This is a genomic window from Streptomyces sp. NPDC048718, assembly GCF_043198875.1.
In the GTDB taxonomy this organism is placed as follows: domain Bacteria; phylum Actinomycetota; class Actinomycetes; order Streptomycetales; family Streptomycetaceae; genus Streptomyces.
The window spans coordinates 269,587-292,521 of sequence record NZ_JBICVG010000002.1 but is presented as its reverse complement, the minus strand read 5'-3'; the positions used below and the strand labels follow the sequence as shown (position 1 = coordinate 292,521).

The following is a 22,935-nucleotide window of genomic DNA, read 5'->3' as shown; positions in this document are numbered from 1 at the left end:
CTGAAGCCGTGCGCGTTCCCCCTTTTTCCGGCCCGCCCCCGGCGCGGATTCCGCCGTGCGTCTTCGACGGGGATTCCCGGGTTTCGGAAGCGTCCGGATTCCCGTCCGTTTCCCGGGGAAATGCTCTTCGTCCGCCGTACGGGACGTCGGCCCGGTCTTCGGTCGCGCATCGAGTGGAAGGGAACACGACGGGTGACCGCGATGCCACTCCCGCGAGGTGTCCGGACAATCCGGTCTTCTCGCGCTGCGTTCATTCCACGTATCGCCCATCATGGCGTTCGGGAGTCTCTGGAGGGAAGGAATCCCGACACGGCGGCAGCCGGGGAAGCGGCGGGACCATGACGGCACACGGCACTGGAGAGAAGATATCCGCGGTGGACCTGACGGAAATCCGCCGTGCCGTCGATTCCGAGCTGGAGGAATTCCTCCGGCGCAAACTGCGGGCCGCGGCCGGTCACCGGCTGCCCCCCGAGGCTCCCGAGACCCTGCACCGGTTCCTGTTCGCCGGCGGCAAGCGGCTGAGGCCCCTGCTCTGCGTGGTCGGCTGGCACGCGGCGGCGAAGGCGGGGGACCGGATGCACCCCGGGGTGTGCCGGGCCGCGGCGGCGCTGGAGATGTTCCACGCCTTCGCCCTGGTCCACGACGACATCATGGACCGCTCCGACACCCGCCGGGGGCAGCCGACCGTGCACCGCGCCCTCGCCGCCCGCCACGGCGGCGGGCGCGACCGGGCGGACCGCGCGCACCTGGGGGTCAGCGCGGCGATCCTCGTCGGGGACCTGGCGCTGTGCTGGTCCGACGAGCTTCTGCACACCGCCGGGCTGCCGGCCGAGCGACTCCTCGCGGTGCTTCCCGTCATCGACAGCATGCGCTCCGAAGTGATGTACGGGCAGTACCTCGACCTGCTGGCCTCCGGAAAACCGGCGGGCGATCTGGAGACCCCGCTCGAAGTGATCCGCTACAAGACCGCGAAGTACACCGTCGAACGCCCCCTGCACGTGGGGGCCGTCCTCGCCGACGCCGATCCCCGGGTGCTCGCCGCCTGCACCGACTTCGCCATGCCCCTGGGGGAGGCATTCCAGCTCCGCGACGACCTCCTCGGAGTCTTCGGCGACTCCGCCCGAACCGGCAAGTCCCACCTGGACGACCTGCGCGAGGGCAAGCACACCGTCCTGCTCGCCCTCGCCGTCCAACGCGCCGACTCCCGGCAGCGGGAGGCCCTCGACGCCCTGGTCGGCGATCCCGGCCTCACCGACGACGACGCCCGGAGCATCCGCGAGATCCTCGTCGCCACCGGCGCCCGCGACAGGGTCGAGGAGATGATCCGCACCCGCCGCGACCATGCCCGGCGCGTCCTCGACCACGCCCCCTTCTCGGCCGACGCGGTCGCGGCCCTGCGCGGGATCGCGGACAGCGCCACGCGGAGGGTCGCGTAGTCCTGCCCGTACCCCTTCCGAGGCCCTCCGCGTGGTGGTGGACCCGAGCGGTCGGCGCGTGGCCAGGCCGGGGGTGAACTCGGATCACCGGTGGGCTTGGGGAGGAAGCACACTTCAGGGCGATCGGTGGAGTTCTCGGCCCGGGCTGCCCCTAATCCGGGGCCCAGGCTATTTCGGAGACTCGGGACCGGTTCGGTGCCGCTTTTCCCCGAGGTGTATCGCCCGTGTCGGCGGCTATGTGGCGGAAAGGCTCGGAATTCCGGTCGAGGGTTTCGAGGGCGAGGGGCTGGAGGACGGCCTCACCGATGTCGTCGCGAACGTGGCGGGGCCCCCGAGCATGATCTCGACATGGAAACGGCCACGCTCCTCGACGAGAGCCTGGAGGCGGCGTCCGGCGAGGTCGACGACCTCACCCGCTGGCACGCACTCGCCCAACTCGTGCGCGTATACGAGGCGCTGGGCGATCTCCGGCTGGAGTACGAGGCCCTCGCCGGGCTGACCGCGCCGAGCGGGAAACTGGGCTGCCCCACCCTTCAGGGCCGCGCCCGGCTCCGGCTCGCCCGCTGCGCACGCGACCTCGCAGGAGTGAAGGCGGCCCGGGACGCCGTGGCCGAGGCACTCGCCGCCGGCGACGAACGGCACCCGCGGATCTCCGCGGCCGACGCGGTGCGCGCCCGGCTCCTACTGGTCTCCTGGCAGGCCGAATTGGGCGACCTCGCGGAGGCCGCACGGCTCGCGGCCGAGGTATGGCGGGCGGTCGCCCAGAACGCGATGTGACGAAACGATGACCGCGCAACGGGGGCCCCGTCCCGTCCGCGCGCCCGCCCCCGGCGGCCGGCGCACATCCGGGCCGGCGTTCCGGCTTGGACGTCACCGGCGGACACCGGAGGGACTTACGGAAAAGCACTTCGCCTGCCAGGGCGGGTGAATCCCCCGCGGGCCGAGCATCAGCGCAGCTTACGAGAGGCATCAGGAATCGGCGATGGACGCCGGGCGAGAAGTCCGGCGAAGATGAATTCATGGAACGCAGCACGGAGTTGAGCGGAATCCATGTTCCGCTGATCACGCCCTTCACCGCCGACGGCGAAGTGGCTCTCGAATCGCTGGAAAGGCTGGCGAACGAGCTCCTCGCGGAGGGAGCCGCCGGCCTCGTGGCCCTCGGCACGACTGCCGAGGCCGCGACCTTGAGCGCCGGCGAGAAGGCGAGCGTCGTCGAGGTCGCCGCCCGGGTCTGCCGCGAGCACGGCGCGCCCCTGACGATCGGTGCCGGGAACAACGACACCGCCGCCAGCGCGGGGGAGTTGACGGCCCTCGGAGCGGTGCCCGAGGCGGTCGCCGCCCTGACGGTCGTCCCGTACTTCACCCGGCCCTCCGAGGCGGGCGTGATCGCCCACTTCACGGCACTGGCCGCCGCCAGCCCCGTACCGCTGATCGTCTACCACATTCCGTACCGCACCGGACAGGAACTCGGCGTTGGGGCGCTGCGGCGGCTGGGAGAGCTGCCGGGGATCTGCGGGGTGAAGTACGCGGCCGGCGGGATCACCGGCGCCACCGTGGAACTGATGGCGGACCTGCCGGACGATTTCTCGGTGATGGCGGGCGACGACATCTTCCTCTCGCCCCTGCTCTCCATGGGCGCCCACGGCGGCATCCTGGCTTCGGCACACCTGGCCACGGGCGCCTTCGACAGGCTGGTCAGGACCTGGCACGCGGGCGACGCGGCCGAGGCGGGGGCCCTCGGCCACCGGCTCGCGCGCCTGTCCGCGGCCCTGTTCGCCGAGCCGAACCCCACCGTGCTCAAGGGCGTCCTGCACGCCCAGGGCCGAATTCCCTCCGCCGCCGTCCGGCTGCCGCTGCTGCCGGCCGCGCCGGAATCGGTCGAGGGCGCCCTGAGCGTGCTCGACGAGCTTGCGTGATGAAACCGAGTCGGCCGGGCGTGCGGTCCGGATCGATCCGGGCGGCGAGCGCGAGGACGTCGTCGACGCTCGCGCCCGGGCCCAGCTTCACCCCGACCGGGTTGGCCACACCGGCCGCGAACTCCACATGGGCGCCGTCGTTCTGCCTGGTCCGCTCGCCGAGCCAGAGGCGGTGGCCCGAAGGCCGTACCGGTCCCCGGCCTTCGGGCGGGCGGCCCCGTCATGAGCGCCATGGAACGAAGGAGGCGGCATAGCCTGGAGGGGATGAACGGCGAACAGCACCCGCCCGGCCGGGTGTACGGCGGCGATCGCGGCGGGGGCCCTGGGCCTTGTGGTCCGCGTAACGCGCACGGCGGCCCATGTCCGTACCGCACCGCTTTCCTTGGCATCGGAGGCTGCCGATGACCCCGCTCTCCCTCTCCGACGGCACTCTGTGCGTCCTCATCGGCCCGCCGGGGTCCGGCAAGTCGACCTTCGCCCGCCACTATCCGGACAGCTGGCGCGTCTCCCTGGATCTCTATCGGCGCTTGGCCACCGACTCCGAGACCGACCAGTCCGCCACTCCCGTCGCCGTCGAGATCCAGAACATCCTTCTGGACGCCCGCCTCGCCCGCGGCCTGAACACGGTGGTGGACTCCACCAACGTGCACCCGCATGTGAGGGCCGGCCTCGTCGCCCGCGCCGGCTACTGGCGGCGACCCGTCATCGCCGTCCTGTTCGATGCCCCGCTGGACACGTTGGAGGCGCGGAACGAGGCCCGTGACCGCCGGGCGGTGCCCGTGGACCTCGTCCGCGAACACCACCGGCTGCTGCCCACCCCCGACCAGCTCCGCGACGAGGGCTTCGCCGCGGTCCACCTGGCCTCCGAACTCGGCTCCTGAGCGGGGCCCTTGAGGGTCGGCCTCCTTCTCGGAACCGTCGTGGAGCTTTCCGGCATGCGGGCGGGGAGGTCGAAGGGCTTGCGGAGTCCTTCGCGGGGACGGGGTGGTCACGCGCAGGGCGGCCGGCGGGCCAGGGTGTGTACGAGGTGGCCGAGGTCCCGGTGAGGGCTGCGCCAGGAGGCGGCCCACTCCAGCTCCAGCGATTCCGCGTACGTGGCCGGGGCGGGGACCAGCTGTCGTCGAGGTGGTCGTGGAAGATCCGTACGCCCTGCCAGGGCAACGGTGCGAGCCCGTACCGGGCCGCGAGCCGGTCGAGTTCTTCGGCGGTGTCGCCGCGAGTCGTCACTTCGAGATTCCCGACGCTCCGGTCGGCGCCGGACTCGATGAGCCGACGGGCCGTCGCGCTGTCCCCGCGCAACGCCTCCCGTACCCCGATGGCATGACGGTTCTTGGCGAGGACGCTCAGCAGCCCACCGGGTGCGACGAGCCCGGCCAGGCGGGCGATCGCGGCGCCGGGCTCGTCCAGGTGCATCAGCACGCTGTGACAGCACACCAGGTCGAATCGCCGCCCGCCGAGAGGGAGTTCCTCGATGCCGGCCCGCATCCACCGGATGCGGGCGGAGAGTCGCGGCCGGGTGGCGAGCCGGCCGGCCGCCGCGGCCGGCATCCGGGCGGACGGGTCGGCCCCGGCCACCCGATGCCCGGCCGTGGCGAGCCGGAGTGTCATCTCGCCGCTCCCGCAACCGACGTCCAGGATCCGGCACGGCCGGTCCGGCAGCTCGGCGAGGAGCCTGCGTTCCACCAGATCGTGCCGGAGCCGTCCGCGCGCACTGGTGGAGTGGGCGGTGTACGCGGCCCCTACCGCGTCGAAGCCGGTCACCGCGCCCACCCCGAGGCCCGGGAGCGGGCGAGGCCACAGCCCGGTACGAACAGGTGGCCGCCAGTGGCGTGGCGCTGGAGACGCGGGCCCCGTCGAACACGGTCGACGAGGACCGTACCGAGGGTGACACGGTCGGGCCGGCCGGTGCGGCCGGCCGACCACACCGGCCACACCGGCCTCTCTGACCCCTCCCGCCCCTCCGGGCGGCGGGCCGGGTGCGGGGGCTTCTCGGTGGTCGCGGGGACGGGAGAGGGTGCGGTGGGCATGTCGTCACCTTGGGGGTAGCGGAGGGCGGGCGGAGATAGAGAGGGGCGGAGGGGCGGGCTGAGGGCGAGCCGGGGTGGTGGGAAGCCGGAGCCCGAAAGCCGGGGCCCGGAAGCAGACCCCTCTCATCCGGCATGCGAGGCGGAGCGGATCACGGGTGCGTCCCGTTCCTCCGTTCGTCCGCCTCCGAGGTGACCTGATAGGAGAGCAACTGACGGAACAACCCTGGCTGTTGGGAGAGCTGAGAGAAGGTGCCCTCCTGGACGATCCTCCCCTCGTCGAGGACGACGATCCGGTCCGCGACGGCGACGTTGGTGATGCGATGGGTCACCAGCAGCACCACCCGGTCCCGGGCGAGGTCCCGCAGCCGCTGGAAGATCCGGAATTCGGCGCGAGGGTCGAGATTCGCCGTCGGCTCGTCGAGGACGAGCAGCCCGGCCTCGCGGAAGAAGGCCCGCGCGAGCGCGATGCGCTGCCACTGCCCGCCGCTCAACTCCTCTCCGTTGAGCCATTCGCGGGCCAGGAGCGTGTCCAGTCCGGAGCCGAGCCGGTCGACGACCTCGTCGGCCCCGGCGGCCGCGCACGCCTCGCGCACCGCGGCGTCGCCACCGGCGGTGGGCTGCCCCTGAGTGACGTTCTCACGCACGGTCAGGGGCCAGTGCGCGTAGTTCTGCGGCACGAGGGCGACCTGCTTCCACAGCGCCTGTGGGTCGGCGTCGCCGGTGGGGACACCGTCCCACAGCACGCGCCCGCCGGTGGGCAGGTACAGGCCGCTGACCAGCCTGGACAGCGTCGACTTGCCCGAGCCGTTGAAGCCGACGAGAGCGACGACCTCGCCCCGGCGCAGGGTGAGCGAGACCTCGGACAGTGCGTCACTCTCCTTGCCCGCGTACCGGTGGGTGACCGACTTCAGTTCGATCGTCTTCGGCGGATCCGGACGGTACGGCCCCCGCCGCATCCGGAACCCGCCCGCCTTGTCCAGGAACCGTGTCCAGTCGTCCATGTACAGCCCCGTGCGCACGGCGCGTGCCCCGGAGGCCACGAGTCCGCGCACCGACTGCCCGACCGTCTGGAGGGCGAAGACGGCCGTGCCCGCGTGCCCGACGCTGATCCGGCCGTCGGCAAGCAGCCATACGACCGCCGCCCACACCACCGCGGACCCGAGCCCGCCGCACACCGCCCCGACCAGGGACATACGGGCGCCGGTGTCGGCGGCGGCCCGGTCCTCGCGGTTGATCCGGGCGACCGTCTGCCGGTACCGCCCGGACAGGAAGCCGGCCATGGTGCCGGCGCGGATCTGATCGGCGGCGTCGCGGGTGAAGATGTGCCAGCGCAGCACGGAGAGCATCCGGTTGTCGCCGTTGCTGCGCAGATTCGCCAGATAGCGCACCCGGGCCGCGCTGACCTGGGCCAGGGCCTGCGGGAGGCTGGCCGCGACCAGGAGCGGCAGGAGGACCCAGTGGACCCCGGCCAGTACCACCGCCCCGGCGAGGAAGGACGCCGCCGAGGCGATCAGGTCCTGGCCCTCGTTGATCAGATCGCCGGTGACCCCCGCGCCGCGGTCCGCGGCTTCGCGGTCACGGTTGAACTCGGGTTCGTCGTACGCGCACAGCTCGGCCTCGGCGCAGCCGGTGAGCAGCATCTGCTGGGCCTCGCGCGACATCAGCGGACCCAGTCGGGAGGACAGCCAGTTGACGGTGATCCCCAGGACGGAACGCAGCCCGGCGGCGCCGGCCAGCAAGGCCACGGACGGCCATGCCTGGAGCAGCCGGTGGTAGACGTCCGCGCTGCCCAGCAGCGCGGTGAGGGTGCCGCTGATCGCGACCAGCCCCAGGGCCTGCATCACCCCGGAGACGGCCTGGCACAGCAGCAGACCGAAGGTGGCCCGCCGGTCCACCTTCCAGGCCAGGACGAGGGAGCGGCGCACCAGTTGGGGCAGGCGCCGCGCCATGTCCCGCATCCGGATGGAACGGCCCGCCGCCTCGCGGCTGCCGGTCAGATCGACGTACCGCATCCGCTGTTCGGGTGCGGCGCTCTTCGGGACGTCCTCCGAGACCGGGTCCTTCGTGGTGTTCCCGGACCCGGTCTCGGGGGAGGCAAGGGGCCGGACGGGAGATCCGGCCGTCTGCTGCGCCGGGGTGGCGCGCGGGCCGGGGACGGCGTCGGCTGTCGCATCGGTGGGTTCGGTCATGCCGCCCTCCCCGTATCCGGACGTGTCGCGTGGACGACGGCGGAGGTTCGCGGGGCGGGCGCCGGGGCGGTCCCGGCGCGGCCGGGCACGGTGGCAGGAAGAAGGGGTACGGGGAGCAGGGGCACGGGGCGGGGCCGGGGGTACATGGCGTTCTCCAAGAGGGAGGGGGTGTGGTCTCGGAGAAGTCAACGACGCCGGGCAGGGGAGCGAGCACACTCGATTCGGACGACGTTCGAACCCCGGAACCGAGCGAAAACCCGTTCGTGCGGGGTGCATCGATCCATGGGGCACAGGGGTACCGGCCGATCGCAAGAATGGCCGAAACGCCGCTGGAGCCACGCCTCGCCGGACTGCTCCGGTCGCCGGGCCCGGGGAGGGTCGGCGTGGTCGTGGACACGGGCGTTCCCTCGATGGCCAACTCGGCTGCACCTGGATGAGACGGCCCTGCTCGTCGATTTCGGTCTTGGTTCACCTACACCAAGCAGGACAGGGGAGTTGCCAGCAGCGTCGATGCGCGGGTGGGGCCGAAGCTCGTCGCTGGGCTGAAGACCCAGTTCAGCGTCGGAGCAGGCGGGACGACCCGGGGGCCGGATGGCGCAGCGTGGTCTGCCCGGATGTACGAGTACGGTGCCAAGCAGCGTGAGGGCATCGGCCGGCTCACCGCGGGCGGCTACGACAAGAAGTGGAGGGAGTCCAGCCCTGCCCGGTCGGAATCCCGCGTTACCCGTCCGCGGGCCGCACCCACCGGACGGTCCATTCGGAGCAACTCCCGCCGTACCGGAGTGGCCGGACCAGTGCCGGGACAGGAAGAAGAAGGCCACGGACGTGCCGTCCCAGCGGCGACGCGTCCCGCCCGCACCCGAGCGAGACGGTCTGACAGATGCCGATGCCAACCGCGACCGAGCCGTCCCGGAAGCCGGGTCTCCGGCGGGACATCGGCCTGATCGGGCTGATCTGGACCTCCGTGGGGTCCATCATCGGCTCCGGCTGGCTGTTCGGCGCGCTCTTCGCCGCGCAGGCGGCCGGTACGGCAGCCCTCGTCTCCTGGGGGATCGGGGCCCTCGCCATCACCGTCCTGGCGTTCGTCCACGCGGAACTGGGGGCCATGTACCCGGTCGCGGGCGGCACCGCACGCTTCCCCCACTACGCCTTCGGCAGCGCCGCCGGGGCCTCCTTCGGCTGGTTCTCCTGGCTCCAGACGGTCTCCACGGCACCGATCGAGGTCATGGCCTCGCTGAACTACCTCAGCGTTCACTCCGACTGGGTGCAGACGGAGAAGAACCATCTGACCCCCGCCGGATACGCGCTCGCCGTCGCCTTCATGGCCTTCTTCGTCCTGGTGAACTTCTTCGGCATCCGCTGGCTCGCCCACACCAACAGCGCCGCCACCTGGTGGAAGATCCTCGTCCCCCTGATCACCATCGCCGTCCTGGCGGCGACCACCTTCCACGGCGACAACTTCGGCCACCAGGGTTTCAGCCCGTTCGGGGTCCAGGGCGTGCTCTCCGCCGTCAGCACCAGCGGAATCATCTTCGCGCTCCTCGGCTTCGAACAGGCGGACCAGCTGGCGGGCGAGAGCCGCAATCCGGCGCGGGACATCCCCTACGCGGTGATCGGCTCGATCGTCATCGGCGCGCTCCTCTATCTGGCGCTCCAGGTCGTCTTCATCGGAGCGCTGCCACCCGGCTCCTTCGCCCACGGCTGGGCCGACCTCACCTTCACCGACAAGGCGGGCCCCTTCGCCGGACTCGCCCTGTCCGCCGGACTCGGCTGGCTCGCCGCGCTGATCTACATCGACGCGGTCGTCTCACCGACCGGAACCGGCCTGATCTACACCACCGCCGCCTCCCGTGTGTCGTACGGGCTCTCCCGCAACGGCTACGTTCCCGTCGTCTTCGAACGGACGACGGCGCGCGGGGTTCCCTGGTTCAGCCTGCTCTTCGCCTTCGCGGTCGGGCTCGTCATCTTCCTGCCGTTCCCCACCTGGCAGAAGCTGGTCGGTTTCGTCACCTCCGCGAGCGTGCTGATGTACGCGGGCGCGCCGCTCGCCCTCGGGTGCCTGCGCAAGCAGGACCCGGACCGCCATCGCCCGTACCGGCTCCCCGGCGGCCTGTTCTGGGCTCCCGTCGCCTTCATCGTGTCCAACCTGATCATCTACTGGGTCGGCTGGGACACGCTGTGGCGCCTCGGGCTCGCGATCGTCCTCGGGTATCTGCTGCTGGGAGGCTCGGCGCTGCTCCGGCTCAACCCGCGGACCCCGCACCTGGACTGGCGGTCCGCGCAGTGGCTGCCGGTGTATCTGGTGGGGCTGGGGCTGATCTCCTGGCAGGGCGGCTATTGCAGCGGCGGGCCGGTCCCGACGGTGTCCTGCGGTGCGACCGGCGCCATCCCGCTGTGGTGGGATATGGCGATCATCGCCGTGTTCAGCCTGCTGATCTACTTCTGGGCGCAGTCCGTCCGCCTTCCGGACGCGGCGGCCCAGGCGTACATCGACCCGGTCGACGTACCGGACGGCCCCTGACGACCGACCGGACGGGCGACCGGATGACCGGACGACTGGATGACCGGACGACCGGATGACCGAACGGACGACCGGGGTGAACCGGCCGTCTCGGCCTGTCCGACTCGGCCCGTCCGCGGGGACTCCCGCACCGAGCCGGTCTACAGTCAGTCCCTGTGTCCCTGGGAATGATATGCGCGCTCGCCTCCGCGGTCTGCTTCGGCACCGCCTCCGTCCTCCAGGCCGTCGCGACCCGCGCCGCGGAGCCGGGCACCGGCTCCGACGGAGATACCCCCGCGGGCTCCGCCATCGACCCCGGACTGCTGCTGCGCGCCCTGGCGCAGTGGCGCTTCCTGGCCGGCCTCGCCCTCGACGGCCTCGGGTTCCTGCTCCAAGTCGTCGCCCTGCGGTCCATCCCCCTCTACGCGGTGGGCGCGGCGCTCGCCGCCAGTCTCGCGGTCACCGCCCTGGTCGCCGTCCGGCTCCTCGGCACCCGGCTGAGCGCCGCCGAGTGGTCCGCGGTGGGCACGGTCTGCGCGGGGCTGATGATGATCGCCTTCGCCTCCGGACCGGAAGGGCACGACGCCGGGCCGCCCGCCCTGCGCTGGAGCCTGCTGGTGACCGCCGTGGCCGCGCTTCTCGCCGGCGTGCTCGCAGGCCGGCTGTCAGGGCGGCCGCGCGCGCTGGCACTGGGGCTCGGCGCGGGCGTGGGCTTCGGCGTGGTCGAGGTCGCGGTGCGGCTGATCGACTCCGTCGCGATTCCCCGGATCCTCGGCAACCCGGCCCTGTACGCCCTGGCGTTCGGCGCGGCGACCGGGTTCCTCCTGCTCACCTCGGCGTTCCAACGCGGCTCGGTCACGGTGGCGACGGCGGGCATGGTGCTCGGCGAGACGGCGGGCCCGGCGCTGGTGGGCATCGTCTGGCTGGGCGACCGGCCCCGCGAGGGCCTGCAGTGGCTGGCGGCCGTCGGCTTTCTGGCGGCGGTGGCGGGAGCGCTGGCGCTGACCCGGTTCGGTGAGGCACCGGCACCGGCAGCGGCGCCCGGACCGGAGCCGTCCGAGCCGCTGCGGCGCCGGTAGCGCGCGGGCCGGGGCCCGCGTCAGCGGTACGGCGCTGCCGCGGGCGCGGGCGCCGGTACCGCGTCAAGCACGGTGAACGGACTGCCGGCGTGCGGCAATCGACGCATGCGCCCTTCCTCCCCTCCAGCCATCACCCACCGGGCCGGCCTCCTGGCCGCAAGGTTCCGCAGGTCAGCGCATTGTGACGCCATGTCGGCCTGTTGCGACAGACCGCGCATTTACCGCAACAGCGGCTGTGGTGACCTGCGGAAACGCGACTCCCGGACAAGATCAGGTACCCGCATTTACTGCGGTTGCCTGATCCGGCCGTATTCCGGCTGAGCCCAGGTTGCTGCCGCCTTGCGCGTACGCCAGGACGATGCGTGCCCGCAGGGCCAGACCCTGCGCGGTCGTACGACGCTTCGCCCACCCCTGCGACACCACCCGCTCGTTCTCCGAGAGCACGAGCGGGACCAGTCTGCTGTCGCCCGCACACAGCAGACCGCCGAACCGTCCCGATGCCACCGTCCCCGACCTGATCCGGGGCAGAAGACAACTCACGTGGCGACGCCGAGACTCACGACCGGCTCACTGGGGTTTGGCAACGCGGTTGCTCCGGAGCGCTTACGCGTTCTGCGCTCCGTTGAAGACCTGCCAGGCGGCGTCCCGGTAGTACGCCCAGTAGGCGTCGCCCCAGGACCCGAAGTAGCTGCCGGTCTGGACCGCCGAGCCGTCGTTCTGGTAGTTGACAAGGAACGGGCCGCCACTGGCGCCGCCGCTGAGGCCGTTGCAGTTGCGCAGGCTGACGCCGCCCTGGTTCGAGTCGTACGGCATGCCCTCGCACCAGACGGCGTAGTCCTTGTCGCCCGGTATGCCGATGGCGTGCGCGTAGTTGTTGGTGGCCCAGTTGAAGCCGATGCCCGAGCCGCCGACCACGTCCTGGACGTGCTGCCCGGTGTTGCCGCCGGTGCTCAGGACGATGAAGGCGTTGTCGCCGCCGGGGGAGGTGTCGTCCTCGCGCCAGCCCATGGAGCGCCAGTTCCACCAGCCGTGCGGGGCGTTGCCCCGGTCGTAGCCGGGCGCGAAGCGGAAGTTGGTGAACGTCCGGTGGGTGCCGATGTCGATGACGCAGTGCCGGCCGGTGGAGATCACGTCGTGGTTGTTGCTGGTGACAACGTTGGCGGTGCAGATGTAGTCGCCCTGGCCGGGGACGGTGAACACCAGACGCCCCGTGGTGCCCCAAACGCTGGCGGCTGCGGTGGAGTTGACCGCCTTCGTCGACGGCTTGGTGGCCGGGATGAGTGTCGGCTTGCCGTGAGCGGTGTCGGAACTGCGCGGCGCCTTGGCGGACGGTGCCTTCGCCGGGGCATCGAGCGGCTTGGCCTTGGCGAGGCGCTGCGGGGTCCAATAGGCGTCGAGCTTCGCCTCGGAGGTGTGGTTGACGGCGGTGCCGGCCGTGGATGGCGGGGTGGGGGTGGGGGTGGCGGCCAGGGCGGTGGTCTGGGCGCAGGCGATGAGCGCGGCGGCGGCCGCGGTTGCGGCGAGTGCGGTTCGGCGCACGAGGGTTCCCCTTGGTGGTCGGAAGTCCCGGTGAGGGAGGAGGACCTCGCAATCGTGTGGGGAACCGATCACCAGGCGATAAACGAGTGATGCGCCGCCGCTGCCGGGCCGCTTATCGTGGCGTGCATGAGATGTGGGTGGTTACGTCCGCCGTATGCCGGTGGAGTTTCCATCTGATGAGCAGGGCGTTATCTGTACCTCGTGCGCTCAGTAAGCACGATGGGCCGGGCTCTTGTGTGACTGACAGTGTCAGCCATGAGCTCAAGCAGTGGCGCGGCCTGGCCACCCGCTACGACAAGACCGCCACCATCTACCTCGCCTGTCTCCACCTCGCTGCCAAATTCATCTGGCCAGCAAGGTGATCCGAAGGAGGCGACCTCCCACCTCGTACCAGGGCACCGCGGCCCGCCCCCGACTTCCGTCATTACGCAGAAGTGACGTTCTCCGCCGGCTCCGGCTCCGGCAGCCCAAGGCGCCCCGCCAGGTCCCGATAGGTCGGCTCGTACTCGCGCAGCTCCTCCAAGTACGAGCGCCACAAGAGGTTCCGCTTGGCTCCGAGGTCAGCAGTCGCCTGGTACAGCTTCTCCAAGAGACTGGTCATTGCCCGTCCCCAGCACTGGCTGTTGTCCCACCACGCCCGCAGGACGGAGTTCAGAGATTGGGAATCGAGGAATGAGGCACACGGAAGCACCGCCATAAGTCCACCACCTCGCCTGGGGCGCCCCGGGCCAGGTCGTCCAGCAGGGCGTCGGTCGGCTCCTCCACCCGCGCGGTCATGGCGACGACCGGGCGGGGCGTGAAGGCGCTGCTCACCAGTCGGCGCAGCCGCCGGTGCTCGGCGCCGTGGGCGTTGAACATGTTGCGCACGCTCACCCACAGCGCCGGCGGCCAGGTCCGCACTGCCCGGTCGTAGTCGGGCCAGTGCCGCGGGCCGTCCTTGGACACCCGCGGGTCCTTGAGCAGTTCCTCCAGCAGCAGCGGGTCGGACACCGCCCAGGCCCGGACGCCCAGGATGTCGACCGGGGTGGCCGGACCGCGTGCGAACAGCTCGGCGGTCTCGGCTTCGCGGGCACGCCCGGTCGGGTCGAGCACGATCGGGTCCCGCCCGGTCGGGTCCAATGCGGGACGCTCCACAGGGATCCTCCAGTCGATGCGGTACGAGGGCGCGGTCGTCAGCCGCCGGGGACCCGGCGCGACCCCGCCGGGGCACGGGAAGCCGACCCCGCCGACTTCCCGTGCCCGGCGGGGTCGCCGGGGGCAGGCGGTCAGTAGTCCCAGACCACCGGCACGAAGCGGAAGGTGCCGCTGCCGGCATCCGCCACGTGGCAGACGGAAGGGAAGGGCAGGTGGGTGGCCACCAGTTGCTCGCCGGTCGCCGCCATCTCCCGCAGGAGGCGGGTCCGGACACGGGCCGACTCCTCGGGGTCGTGATCGAAGCCGTTGTGCCAATCGGGCTTGTCGAACCCGCACTGGAACACGGCGTCGCCCGCGAACGTCAGCCGGTCACCGCCGGACTCCAGACGCACGACGCTGTGGCCGGGCGTGTGACCGCCGGTGCGGCGGACCAGGACGCCCGGCGCCACCTCGTACTCCTTCTCGAACGGCCGCAACTGGCCGCGGTACAAGTCCAGGAATTGCGAGGCGGTCCTGCGGAGCACGTCCGGGACCGGTGCGGGCATGTCGGTGCGGGAGAAGTCGGGCGCTGCCCAGAACTCGGCCTCGGCCGCGGCCAGGTGGACCCGCAGGTCCGCGCGCAGCCGACCCCGGAACCCCTCGACGAGCAGCCCGCCGATGTGGTCCATGTGCAGGTGGGTGAGCACCACGTCGGTCACCGACGCGGGGTCGATCCCGGCTGCGGCCAGTCGCGTGGCCAGCTGCCCGGCCCGCGGGAAGCCCGGGAACTCCGTCCCCAGTCCGGAGTCGATGAGCACGGTCCGGCCGCCGCTGCGCACCACGGCCACGTTCAGCGGCCAGTTCATCGACTCCAAAGGCAGGTACATGTCGCCGAGCCAGGCCTTCAGGTCGGCCGTGGGGGCGTTGGTGGCCATGGTCACCGGGGAGATCGGCAGCACCCCGTCGCTGATCACCAGCACGTCGATGTCGCCGACCTTCAACGCGTAGCGCGACGGGACCGGTTCGTCGCGTCCCGGCGCATCGGGACGGGCGAGGTAGAGCTGGGTCATGGGGTTCTCCTATCGAAGGGCGTCAACCGGAGGCTTCGATGGCGCCGCCGCGGGCTGCGCCGTCCGGTCATCCGTATAGACAGACGGGCGGTCCGGTTCGTGACAGTCGCCCCGGCCCGAAGCCGCCACAGCACACGGTCGGCCGGCCCGAGCCATCGACCGGCTGTCTCGCGGCCGGAAGCGAGGAGGCGTCGGAGAGGTGCCGACGAGGTGCCGGGACGAAGTGCCGACGGAATGTCACAGATGCCGTCCGAAGCCGGTCTTCCCGCAGGGGAGCGGACGCCCGGTTCCCGGTACGGATCCGCCGGGCGGGCGGAGCGGGGTCGGGCGGTGCGCTCCCGGCGGTGACCGGGGCGGCCGCCCCGGTCACCGCACGGCCAGCAGCGACTCCAGTGCGGCGGTGTCCCCGGCCCGGGCGGCCGCGACGAAGGCCGCCAGCAGCCGCCGGTGCTCCGTCGGGTCGACGGCCCGCCGATGCTCGGCGGCCAGGCGGCGGCGGGCCCGGCTGGAGATCTGGCGGATGTTGACGACGCTGAGCCCGAGCATTCCGGCGATGTCGCCGTAGGCGTACTCGAAGGCCTCGCGCAGGATGTACACCGCCCGCTCCGCGGGCGTCAGCCGCTCCAGGACCACGAGCAGCGCGGACGCCAGCTCCTCCACCCGCTGCATGCCGGCCTCGGGGTCGGTGCCGGGGTCGACGAGCTCGGGCAGCCAGGGGCCCAGCGGGGTCTGGTAGCGAGACCGGGCGGACCGGGCCACGTTCAGGGCCAGCCGGGCGGTGGCGCGGGACAGGAAAGCCACGGGGCTGATCACCACCGAGCGGTCGGTCAACTGCCAGCGCAGCCATATGTCCTGGACCACATCCTCCGCCTCGACCCTGCTGCCCACGATCCGGTACGCGGTGCCGAAGAGGCGCGGCCGCAGTCCCTCGAAGGCGGCGGCGGTCGCCTCCAGGGTGCCGTCCCCGGCGGTCGGCCGGGTGCCCGGACTCCTGCCGGGCAGGTCTGTCAACACGCTCATCACGGCTCCGATTCGCCTGCGGCATCCGTCGATGCCCTCGGGAACACGCTCCCGCCGCAGCCCCCGCCATGGCGCCCCGGAGTGTGCCTGGTCCGCCGCCCCAGGTGCCCCTGGTCCTCTGCCCCCAGGGCCCCGGGGAGGAAGCCGTCCCACTGGCCGGTACCGCGGCTCAGGCCGTGGCCGCCGTGTCCTCGCGCAGGGCGCCGCCGAGCTGCTTGCGGGAGGTGAGGCCGAGCTTCGTGTACACCTTGCGCAGGTGCCACTCCACCGTGTGCGGGCTGAGGAACAGCTGGGCCCCGATCTCGGGGTTGGTCATCCCGTCCCCGGCCAGGCGCGCGATCTGCGTCTCCTGGGCGGTGAGGGCAGTTCGGGACTCGGCCGGGCGTCGGGGCGCTGTCGCGCCGGTGGCGCGCAGCTCCCGCCCCGCGCGCTCCGCGAAGCCCTCGACCCCGATCCGGCTCAGCGTCCGGTAGGCGGTGCCCAGGTGCTCGCGGGCGTCGGACCGGCGGTTCTCCCGGCGCAGCCACTCGCCGTAGAGCAGGTGGGCGCGGGCGTGGGTGATCCGGACCCCGGTGCGGCCCAGGCGTTCGACGGCCTCCTGGTGGAGGGCCTCGGCGGCCGCTCCCGCGTTCACCTGGGCGCGGACCATGGCGGAGGTGCCGAGGGCCCAGTCGGTGCCGCTGGCCCGGGCCGGCCGGCCGCTGCGGGCGGCGGCCTCGACGAGCTCGACCGTCGACCTGATCGCGAGGCCGAACTCCTGGAGGCCGTCCGCGCCCCGCTCGGCAGCCACGCAGGCCTCCTCGTAGCGGCCGAGCCCGTTGTACAGCACGGCCTTCGCCCACTCGCCGGAACCGGGGGACGTCACTCGGCCCACCGCGGTGCGGGCCGGCGTCCCGGGACATGGCGTCGGCCGCCCTGAGCACCTCGGCCTCCCGGCCCTTCCAGGGTTCCGTCACCAGGGAGGCGTAGTGGGCGAGGTAGCGGCTGCCGGTGGCCTCGCCGATCGCCTGCGCCTCGGCGATGAGCACGTCGGCGTGGTCGAGTTCGCCGGCCAGGACGCGGTTGGAGACGAGTTGCAGCAGGGCCGACGGCAGCACCGACAGCGCGCCCGTCCCGCGCGCCGGCTCGACCAGGCGCGAGGAGAGCACGGTGTTGCTGTCGAAGTCCCAGACGTTGAAGGCCATCCGGGCGGCGAGCGGGAACCAGCCGAGGCCCTCCTCCGCGGAGACCTCCTCGGTGCACAGGGCACCCAGGGCGCGCAGGACCGTGGGCGCGCCCGCTCGGTAGCCGTCGACGGTCATCGCGGCCAGGCCGCGCAGCAGCAGGTCGTTGCGTTCCGGGGGCGGCCCGGGCGGCCCGGGCGGCGCGGCGAGCGCGGCCCGGGCGATATCGGCCAGCGCGGCGCCGCTCGGCGGCCGGTCGACGAGGAGGGCGGCGTGCAGCGCGTCACGGTAGGTCCGCTGGGCGAGTCCGCTGTCCAGCGCATCCAGGCGGCCGGCGGCCCGCACCAGCACCGGCAGGGCGCTGCCGGCGTTCTGGGAGGCGAAGACGATCCGCCCGCGCAGGAGGTCCGCCTGGGCGAGCCGGCGCTCGTCCAGCGGGCCGAGGGCGGCGGCGTCCAGCAGTTCGCGCGCGGTGTCGTAGCCACCGCACCGGTACTTGGCCCGGGCCCCTGCCAGGGCCCCGGCAGCGCGGATGGCCGGGTCGGGGGTGAGTTCGGCCGCCCGTTCCAGGAACGTGGCGACGGCCGCCGCCCCGCCGCGGGCCTGCGCCCGGTCGGCGGAGCGTTCCGGTTCGGCGGCGACATCCTCGTCGGGCCCGGCGGTGGCGTTGGCGAGGTGCCAGGCCCGGCGGTCGGGGTCGGTGGCCGGGGCGGTCGCCTCGGCCAGGGCCCGGTGCACCCGCTGCCGGGCCTCGGGCTCGGCGGCCCGGTAGGCCGCCGAGCGCACCGCGGGGTGCCGGAACCGCACCCTGGTGCCGATCGTGACCAGGCCCGCGGCTTCGGCCGCCGCGGCGGCGCTCCTCGATGCCCAGCCGCGCGGCCGCCGCGGCCAGCAGGGCGATGTCACCGACCGGTTCGGCCGCGGCGAGGAGCAGCAGCTGCCGGGCGGCGGGCGGCAGGGCCTGGATCCGGTGCAGGAAGCTCTGCTCGATCTGCCCGGCCGGCGGCCGCGCGTCGGGGCGTCCGAAGCCGCCGGCCAGCTCCTCGGGGCCGAGCCCGCAGGGCAGTTCGAGCAGGGCCCGCGGGTTGTCCTGGGACTCGGCGACGATGCGGTCCCGGACCCGCTCGTCCAGCCGCCCGGGTACCACGATTCCAGCAGCGCCCGCGCGTCGTCGTCGCGCAGGCCCCGGACCGCGGTCTCGGGCAGCCCCCCGAAGGGGCCGCCGCCCGCACAGGGCGCCGTCGTGCGCGCCGCGAACACCAGCGCCACCCGCTCCGCCGGCAGCCGTCGGGCGACGAAGGCCAGCGGCTGGGCGGAGACCCGGTCGAGCCAGTGGGCGTCGTCCACGACGCAGACCAGCGGCTGCTCCTCCGCCCCCTCGGCCGGCAGGCTGAGCACCGCCAGGCCGACCAGGAAGCGGTCCGGCGCGCTGCCCGCGCTCGACGCGCTCAGGCCGAACGCGACGGACAGGGCGTCGCGCTGGGGGCCGGGAATGCGCTTCAGCCGCCCCAGTAGGGGTACGCAGAACCGGTGCAGTCCGGCGAACGCCGGTTCCATCTCGGACTCGGCGCCGACCGCCCGCAGGACCCGGCACCTGCTCGCCCGCTCCACCGGATACTCCACGAGGGCGGACTTGCCGCCCCCGGTTCGCCGCGCAGCACGAGGACCTGGCCCCGGCCCTCGCGGGCCCCGGCGATCACCTGGTCCAGCGCTCCGCACTCTGCGCCGGCCGCGCAGCCCGCGCCCCGAGCGCCGCCCGCCATCCGCCACCAACCACACAGGTCAAGGTCCGGACCCTGATCGTTCCGGGCCGAACCCATCTCATACACCAGCCCGCGCGGGGCGGACAAACCCCTGCGGGGAGCGGCAGCAGCAGTCCTGGCAGACCGTCACCACTACTGGTGGCCCGTCGCACGCGGCTCACCGGCCCGGGCTCCGGTGCGCCGTCCAGTGCGCCTCCACGGCCGCGGCCACCTCCGCCGGCCGCTGGAGCAGCGGCCAGTGGTTGCAGTCGAGCGCGACGACGCCCGGGGCACGCAGAGCGGCGGCCAGCCGCCGGCCGGACGTGAGCGGGCAGGCGGGATCGCGAACCCCCCAGAACACCAGGCAGGGCGCGGTCACCCGGGCAAGGCCCGGCTCCCACTCGGCCCCCACGGTCACGGCCGAGCGGTAGAGCCCCAGGATGCTGTCCTTCATGGACTCGTCCACCCGGGAGGCCGCCTCCCCGGCCAGGTCGGCCGGCACCTCGAAGCCGGCCGCGAGGTCGGCCGCGAACGCTTCCGGCCGCAGCTCACGCATGAAGCGGTCGCCGTCGGCGGGGTGCTGCCAGACCTTGGCGAGCGGGTGCCACGTGTACGCCGCGTCGACCGGGCCGTTGCCGCCGGCCCAGGTGCGAACGAGGTCGGGCCGCAGGGAGGAGACGCGCGCGGTGAGGATGCAGCCCCAGTCGTGGCCGACCAGGTCGACGGGTTCGCCGACACGCTCCAGCCGGGCGATCAGCCAGTCGACGTACTCCTCCTTGGTGGAGCGGAAGCCGTCCGGGCGCGGGGCGCCGAACCCGGGCAGGTCCCAGGCCTCGACGTCGGTGCGGGTCAGGTGGCGGCGCACGCCGTCCCACACCCGATGGGTGTCGGGAACGCCGTGGACGAGGATGGCGGGCATGCGGCGGGCTCCTCCTTCGTGCGAGGGGGTCGGCGGGGTGGGGCGGGGCCGTCCGACGAGGGGTCGGTGGCCGGGCGAGGCGTGCTCAGCCGGCGTGGCGCGGGGCCCGCAGGTGGGCGCGCCGGGCGAGCTCCTCCTCGGGGACGAGTTCGAGCATGGGCCTCCCGGGGGCACACAGCATGGTCACCACGAACCGGGTCCGCGCGTCGGCCAGCGCGTTGCCGTCCTGGTAATGGATCACGTCGCCACCCGGCTCCCAGAACGTGCCGCCGGCCTCCACGACCCGCTCCGGCTCGCCCTCCAGTTCGAAGCGGACCGCGCCCTCGACGACGTACCCGAACGCGGGCCCGGAGTGGCGGTGCGGCGGGGTACCAGGGTCGCCCGGCGCCCACTCGATGTGGACGGTCATCGCGGAGGCACCCTCGGGGACGGTGAACGGTCCGGCGTCCTGCAGCACCTGCGCCGCGGTCATCCAGCCCGCCGGAGCCGCCGGGTCGCCTCCGGCTCCGTGCACGTGTCCTGCGTGGTGGTTCGACACTGTGGTGCCCCTTCCTCGGGTGTCCGGGTGATCGGCGGGGGCCGTCGCCCCGCTCCCGTCCGCAGTATTGACCGGACGCCCCGCCGATCTGTGACACCCCGGGCCCGGCGTGCTCACCGTGCTGCACATCGGCACCGGCAAGGGGCGCCGCCAGGCTGCCCACTTCCTCCTCGGCCACCTGGCCGGCGACCTCATGTGGGCCCCGCTCGCCCTGATCGCCCTGCGCTGGGTACAGCTCCTGTTCCCCGCAGTTTTCCCTGCCCTGACCGTCGCCGGCGCCCTGTACCTGGTCTACCTCGGCATCCGGGCGCCGGCGGCGGCCTCCGCACTCGACAGCGGCTCCTCCGTCCATGCGCGCCGCCCCCTCGCTCACGGCGCCGTTTTCGGCCTGATCAACCCCAAGAGCCACCCCGTCACCCTGGCCATCTTCACGTCTGTCATCGCCGGGAACACCGGCATGCTCACAGCCGCCACTGTGCCCGTCTTCCTCCCCGCCGGCGCCCTGGGCCGCATCACAGCCGACGCCCTGCTGGCCTGGATCGTCGGTCTGCAAGCCGTCCGTACGCTCTACAGCCGCGCAGCACCCTGGATCACCCGAGGCGTCGCCTTCCTCTTCTTCGGTTTCGCCGCCTCCTCGCTCCTCCATCTCGGGTAGCCCGCTACGGCCCGCGGACGCGAGGTGCCGTGGCAGGTGGTGCTCTGGCCCGCCGCGAGGGTGTGGAGTCGCAGGTCACGTCGCCGACTCGGTCCCGGACAGTCGAGAGGGGTCCGTACGACTCGGCGTACGGGCCCCTCTGTGGGCACCGTCAGAACTGGTTGTCAGTCCAGGAGTCCCGCTTCCAGTCGGCCCGGCCCAGGCCGGTCGGCGTCCACCTCGCCTCCATGGCACGGTCGACCACTTCGTGAACGAGTGCCCTGTCTCCGGGGCGCAGCGGCTCGCTTACGCCGGCGGCCGTACCGTCGGCGGCCGGCCTGGAGGCGAGCCGGGTGACTCAGCGGCAGATGACGTACAGCAGCCACGGGCCGTAGTCCACGCCCCAGGTGCCGCAGGGGACACCAGCGTTGAGCCAGCCGCCGCCCGGGATCTGCGGGTCAGGGACGCAAGAGCTGCCGTCGGCACTGGTCCGGCCGGGGTACTCGTAGCCGACCCAGCCATTCTGCAGGATGATGGTGCAGCTGCCGCTGACAGCGTGAGCCGGCGCGGCGGCGGCGATCATCCCGCAGACCATCGCAGCGGCGGTGAGCAGGTACTTGACCTTACGCATCGGGTGCTCGTCCTCTCGTCGAGTGATGTACCGAACAGGATCGATATCACCCGAAAAAGGCGCGGTAACACCGGCCCGTCGAGAACTCGCCGTCACACCTCGGCCTGGATCACACGGACGGTGCCCGACCACGGTGGCGGTGTTGGTGATCGGACGGGTGGTGCCGTGATTGTCGTGCCCGTCACCGTTCCCGGCGCCCCTTGCCGGCGCGCGGGCCGCAGGTGGTGTGGGCGAGGCAGACAACGTGCGACCCACGCGCGCAGGGGCCATCGATGCCGAGGCGCAGGCCCCACGACGTCCACACCGTTGACACGAGCGGATCCGGCGAGTCTTATACCGGCCGGTATCTTCGGCTCAGCGCACGCCGTCATTCGCTTCTCCGCTCTGCGAACGGCGCCGGCCGGTCCGTTGCGGGGCGCCGCCGTTAGCTCGTACAACTGCGCCGAGGGCTCGCAAGGTGCGCAACACCGGCCCAGCCGGGGCCAACGCCCGACCGTGACGCGCGGGGCGGCCTACGGTGCGCCGGGTGCAAGGCGCAGAGCGGGTTGCCGACTCGGGGGCCGGGACGACGGGGGCCTGCCTCGGCGCGGACCATCTGCGGCTGGCTCCGGCCCTTTCGCCTCGGCCTGCCTTCCAGGGGCGTGTCCATGTCGGACATGGCCGAGTGGCTGGGACACCGTGACCCGCGCATCACGCTCGAGACGTGCGCGCACCGACGCGCCCGAGTGGCTCAGGCCGGGCAGACGGAGCCGACCCTGCCTCTGGAGTTCGACGCGCTCGCCGCAGTGGCCTGACGCCAGTCGATGAGACGTGCGGCCGACAGCCCCCGGGGAGGGCTGTCGGCCGCACGCATTCGCTCCATGGGTGATCATGGAGTCCTTGCCGCCCATCCAGTACATCCGGAAGAACGTCAGCGGATTGGCCGCGACGACCTCCTCGGCCGGCTTGCTCGCGAACGAACTCAGTCCCATGGCCGTGCCCCGGGCAGCCGAGGCCCGGGCCATCGCGACCTCGCCGTTCTGGCACCCCGATTACGACCCGGAGCATTCCGTTCTCGTTCCACGGTTTTCGACGGCTCCAGACTTCAGCAGGGCCGTCGAGATGCTGACAGAGATTTCGCGGCACGAGAAGGCCGGTTGATCAAATCGCCCTGGAGATCTCACGGCAGTTCATCGACATGACTGATTTCAGGGCTGAAGACGACGACATCACCGAGGGAACCATTCCCCTTGTTTCTGGTATCGGTCTATTTGCCTCGTCTCAGCGGCTGATGGTCTCTGCCGCTGCTGCAAAGATTCGCCGGCAAGGCGATTACGGAAAATCGATTCCACGTGCGGCTCACAAGCATGCTCGAAGGCCACGACTCGGCCAGGCCCGACCTGGTTCTTACATCGTTCCTGTCATCAGCAGTGCTCGATT

20 protein-coding genes and 3 pseudogenes are annotated in these 22,935 nt (G+C 72.5%); 9 read left to right on the top strand and 14 right to left on the bottom strand.

Annotated elements, in window-relative coordinates:
- Positions 1 to 338 precede the first annotated feature (338 nt).
- From ACGFRB_RS04345 to ACGFRB_RS04335, 3 genes are all read left to right on the top strand, one after another.
- Complete coding sequence (locus tag ACGFRB_RS04345) at positions 339 to 1,436, top strand: polyprenyl synthetase family protein (RefSeq protein ID WP_393238790.1); 1,098 nt, start codon at positions 339 to 341, stop codon at positions 1,434 to 1,436.
- A gap of 348 nt (positions 1,437 to 1,784) precedes the next feature.
- Positions 1,785 to 2,213 carry a hypothetical protein gene (locus ACGFRB_RS04340; protein WP_393238787.1) on the top strand — a complete coding sequence of 143 codons (429 nt, stop codon included), beginning with the start codon at positions 1,785 to 1,787 and terminating at the stop codon, positions 2,211 to 2,213.
- A gap of 242 nt (positions 2,214 to 2,455) precedes the next feature.
- Positions 2,456 to 3,352 carry a 4-hydroxy-tetrahydrodipicolinate synthase family protein gene (locus tag ACGFRB_RS04335; protein WP_393238784.1) on the top strand — a complete coding sequence of 299 codons (897 nt, stop codon included), beginning with the start codon at positions 2,456 to 2,458 and terminating at the stop codon, positions 3,350 to 3,352.
- Here ACGFRB_RS04335 and ACGFRB_RS04330 read toward each other — a convergent pair.
- Positions 3,234 to 3,479 (bottom strand): 3-deoxy-7-phosphoheptulonate synthase, encoded by a 246-nt coding sequence (locus ACGFRB_RS04330; RefSeq protein WP_393238780.1) that lies wholly within the window; start codon positions 3,477 to 3,479, stop codon positions 3,234 to 3,236. The two genes, ACGFRB_RS04335 and ACGFRB_RS04330, sit on opposite strands and share 119 nt — an antisense overlap.
- Before the next feature lie 274 nt (positions 3,480 to 3,753).
- Between ACGFRB_RS04330 and ACGFRB_RS04325 the strand changes: the two genes are divergently transcribed.
- On the top strand, positions 3,754 to 4,233 hold the full coding sequence (locus tag ACGFRB_RS04325) for an AAA family ATPase (protein ID WP_393238777.1): 480 nt from the start codon (positions 3,754 to 3,756) through the stop codon (positions 4,231 to 4,233).
- 466 nt (positions 4,234 to 4,699) lie between these two features.
- Here ACGFRB_RS04325 and ACGFRB_RS04320 read toward each other — a convergent pair.
- Both ACGFRB_RS04320 and ACGFRB_RS04315 read right to left on the bottom strand, forming a co-directional pair.
- Positions 4,700 to 5,035: pseudogene (locus tag ACGFRB_RS04320) on the bottom strand (class I SAM-dependent methyltransferase); the annotation flags it as partial.
- A 493-nt stretch (positions 5,036 to 5,528) separates the two neighbouring features.
- Positions 5,529 to 7,391, bottom strand: coding sequence for an ABC transporter ATP-binding protein (locus ACGFRB_RS04315; protein WP_363004310.1), 1,863 nt, complete (start codon positions 7,389 to 7,391; stop codon positions 5,529 to 5,531).
- Positions 7,392 to 8,448: 1,057 nt separating this feature from the next.
- On the opposite strand from ACGFRB_RS04315, the gene ACGFRB_RS04310 reads away from it, so the two are divergent.
- Together ACGFRB_RS04310 and ACGFRB_RS04305 are read left to right on the top strand one after the other, a co-directional pair.
- Entirely contained in the window at positions 8,449 to 10,089 is a 1,641-nt protein-coding gene (locus tag ACGFRB_RS04310) for an APC family permease (protein ID WP_393238774.1), read from the top strand.
- Positions 10,090 to 10,256: 167 nt separating this feature from the next.
- Positions 10,257 to 11,147 carry a hypothetical protein gene (locus tag ACGFRB_RS04305; protein ID WP_393239442.1) on the top strand — a complete coding sequence of 297 codons (891 nt, stop codon included), beginning with the start codon at positions 10,257 to 10,259 and terminating at the stop codon, positions 11,145 to 11,147.
- A 327-nt stretch (positions 11,148 to 11,474) separates the two neighbouring features.
- Here the strand turns inward: ACGFRB_RS04305 and ACGFRB_RS04300 are convergent.
- Positions 11,475 to 11,603, bottom strand: a pseudogene (locus tag ACGFRB_RS04300) (IS630 family transposase); the annotation flags it as partial.
- Between the two features lie 147 nt (positions 11,604 to 11,750).
- Positions 11,751 to 12,686, bottom strand: a complete 936-nt coding sequence (locus ACGFRB_RS04295; RefSeq protein ID WP_393238771.1) for a trypsin-like serine peptidase — start codon at positions 12,684 to 12,686, stop codon at positions 11,751 to 11,753.
- Positions 12,687 to 12,940: 254 nt separating this feature from the next.
- Here ACGFRB_RS04295 and ACGFRB_RS04290 point away from each other — a divergent pair.
- Positions 12,941 to 13,048: pseudogene (locus ACGFRB_RS04290) on the top strand (IS5/IS1182 family transposase); the annotation flags it as partial.
- A gap of 62 nt (positions 13,049 to 13,110) precedes the next feature.
- Here ACGFRB_RS04290 and ACGFRB_RS04285 read toward each other — a convergent pair.
- The 7 genes from ACGFRB_RS04285 to ACGFRB_RS04255 all read right to left on the bottom strand — a co-directional run bounded on the left by ACGFRB_RS04285 (position 13,111) and on the right by ACGFRB_RS04255 (position 20,185).
- Positions 13,111 to 13,287, bottom strand: coding sequence for a hypothetical protein (locus tag ACGFRB_RS04285; protein WP_363003877.1), 177 nt, complete (start codon positions 13,285 to 13,287; stop codon positions 13,111 to 13,113).
- 50 nt (positions 13,288 to 13,337) lie between these two features.
- Entirely contained in the window at positions 13,338 to 13,820 is a 483-nt protein-coding gene (locus ACGFRB_RS04280) for a hypothetical protein (protein WP_393238768.1), read from the bottom strand.
- A gap of 131 nt (positions 13,821 to 13,951) precedes the next feature.
- Positions 13,952 to 14,869 carry an MBL fold metallo-hydrolase gene (locus ACGFRB_RS04275; protein WP_393238765.1) on the bottom strand — a complete coding sequence of 306 codons (918 nt, stop codon included), beginning with the start codon at positions 14,867 to 14,869 and terminating at the stop codon, positions 13,952 to 13,954.
- Positions 14,870 to 15,235: 366 nt separating this feature from the next.
- Positions 15,236 to 15,889, bottom strand: coding sequence for a sigma-70 family RNA polymerase sigma factor (locus ACGFRB_RS04270; protein WP_393238762.1), 654 nt, complete (start codon positions 15,887 to 15,889; stop codon positions 15,236 to 15,238).
- Between the two features lie 169 nt (positions 15,890 to 16,058).
- Positions 16,059 to 16,754, bottom strand: coding sequence for a LuxR C-terminal-related transcriptional regulator (locus ACGFRB_RS04265; RefSeq protein ID WP_393238759.1), 696 nt, complete (start codon positions 16,752 to 16,754; stop codon positions 16,059 to 16,061).
- Between the two features lie 2,218 nt (positions 16,755 to 18,972).
- Positions 18,973 to 19,713, bottom strand: coding sequence for an alpha/beta fold hydrolase (locus ACGFRB_RS04260; RefSeq protein ID WP_393238756.1), 741 nt, complete (start codon positions 19,711 to 19,713; stop codon positions 18,973 to 18,975).
- A gap of 85 nt (positions 19,714 to 19,798) precedes the next feature.
- Positions 19,799 to 20,185 (bottom strand): cupin domain-containing protein, encoded by a 387-nt coding sequence (locus ACGFRB_RS04255; protein WP_363004306.1) that lies wholly within the window; start codon positions 20,183 to 20,185, stop codon positions 19,799 to 19,801.
- 175 nt (positions 20,186 to 20,360) lie between these two features.
- Here ACGFRB_RS04255 and ACGFRB_RS04250 point away from each other — a divergent pair, with 175 nt between their 5' ends.
- The gene (locus tag ACGFRB_RS04250; protein WP_393238753.1) at positions 20,361 to 20,906 is read left to right on the top strand and encodes a LysE family translocator; all 546 of its coding nucleotides are present in this window, start codon (positions 20,361 to 20,363) and stop codon (positions 20,904 to 20,906) included.
- Between the two features lie 337 nt (positions 20,907 to 21,243).
- On the opposite strand, the gene ACGFRB_RS04245 is transcribed toward ACGFRB_RS04250, so the two are convergent.
- Positions 21,244 to 21,516 carry a hypothetical protein gene (locus ACGFRB_RS04245; RefSeq protein ID WP_363003863.1) on the bottom strand — a complete coding sequence of 91 codons (273 nt, stop codon included), beginning with the start codon at positions 21,514 to 21,516 and terminating at the stop codon, positions 21,244 to 21,246.
- A 512-nt stretch (positions 21,517 to 22,028) separates the two neighbouring features.
- Positions 22,029 to 22,487 (bottom strand): hypothetical protein, encoded by a 459-nt coding sequence (locus ACGFRB_RS04240; RefSeq protein ID WP_393238750.1) that lies wholly within the window; start codon positions 22,485 to 22,487, stop codon positions 22,029 to 22,031.
- Here ACGFRB_RS04240 and ACGFRB_RS04235 point away from each other — a divergent pair.
- The gene (locus tag ACGFRB_RS04235) at positions 22,381 to 22,656 is read left to right on the top strand and encodes a hypothetical protein (protein ID WP_393239485.1); all 276 of its coding nucleotides are present in this window, start codon (positions 22,381 to 22,383) and stop codon (positions 22,654 to 22,656) included. The genes ACGFRB_RS04240 and ACGFRB_RS04235 overlap by 107 nt on opposite strands.
- The last annotated feature ends 279 nt before the right edge of the window (positions 22,657 to 22,935 follow it).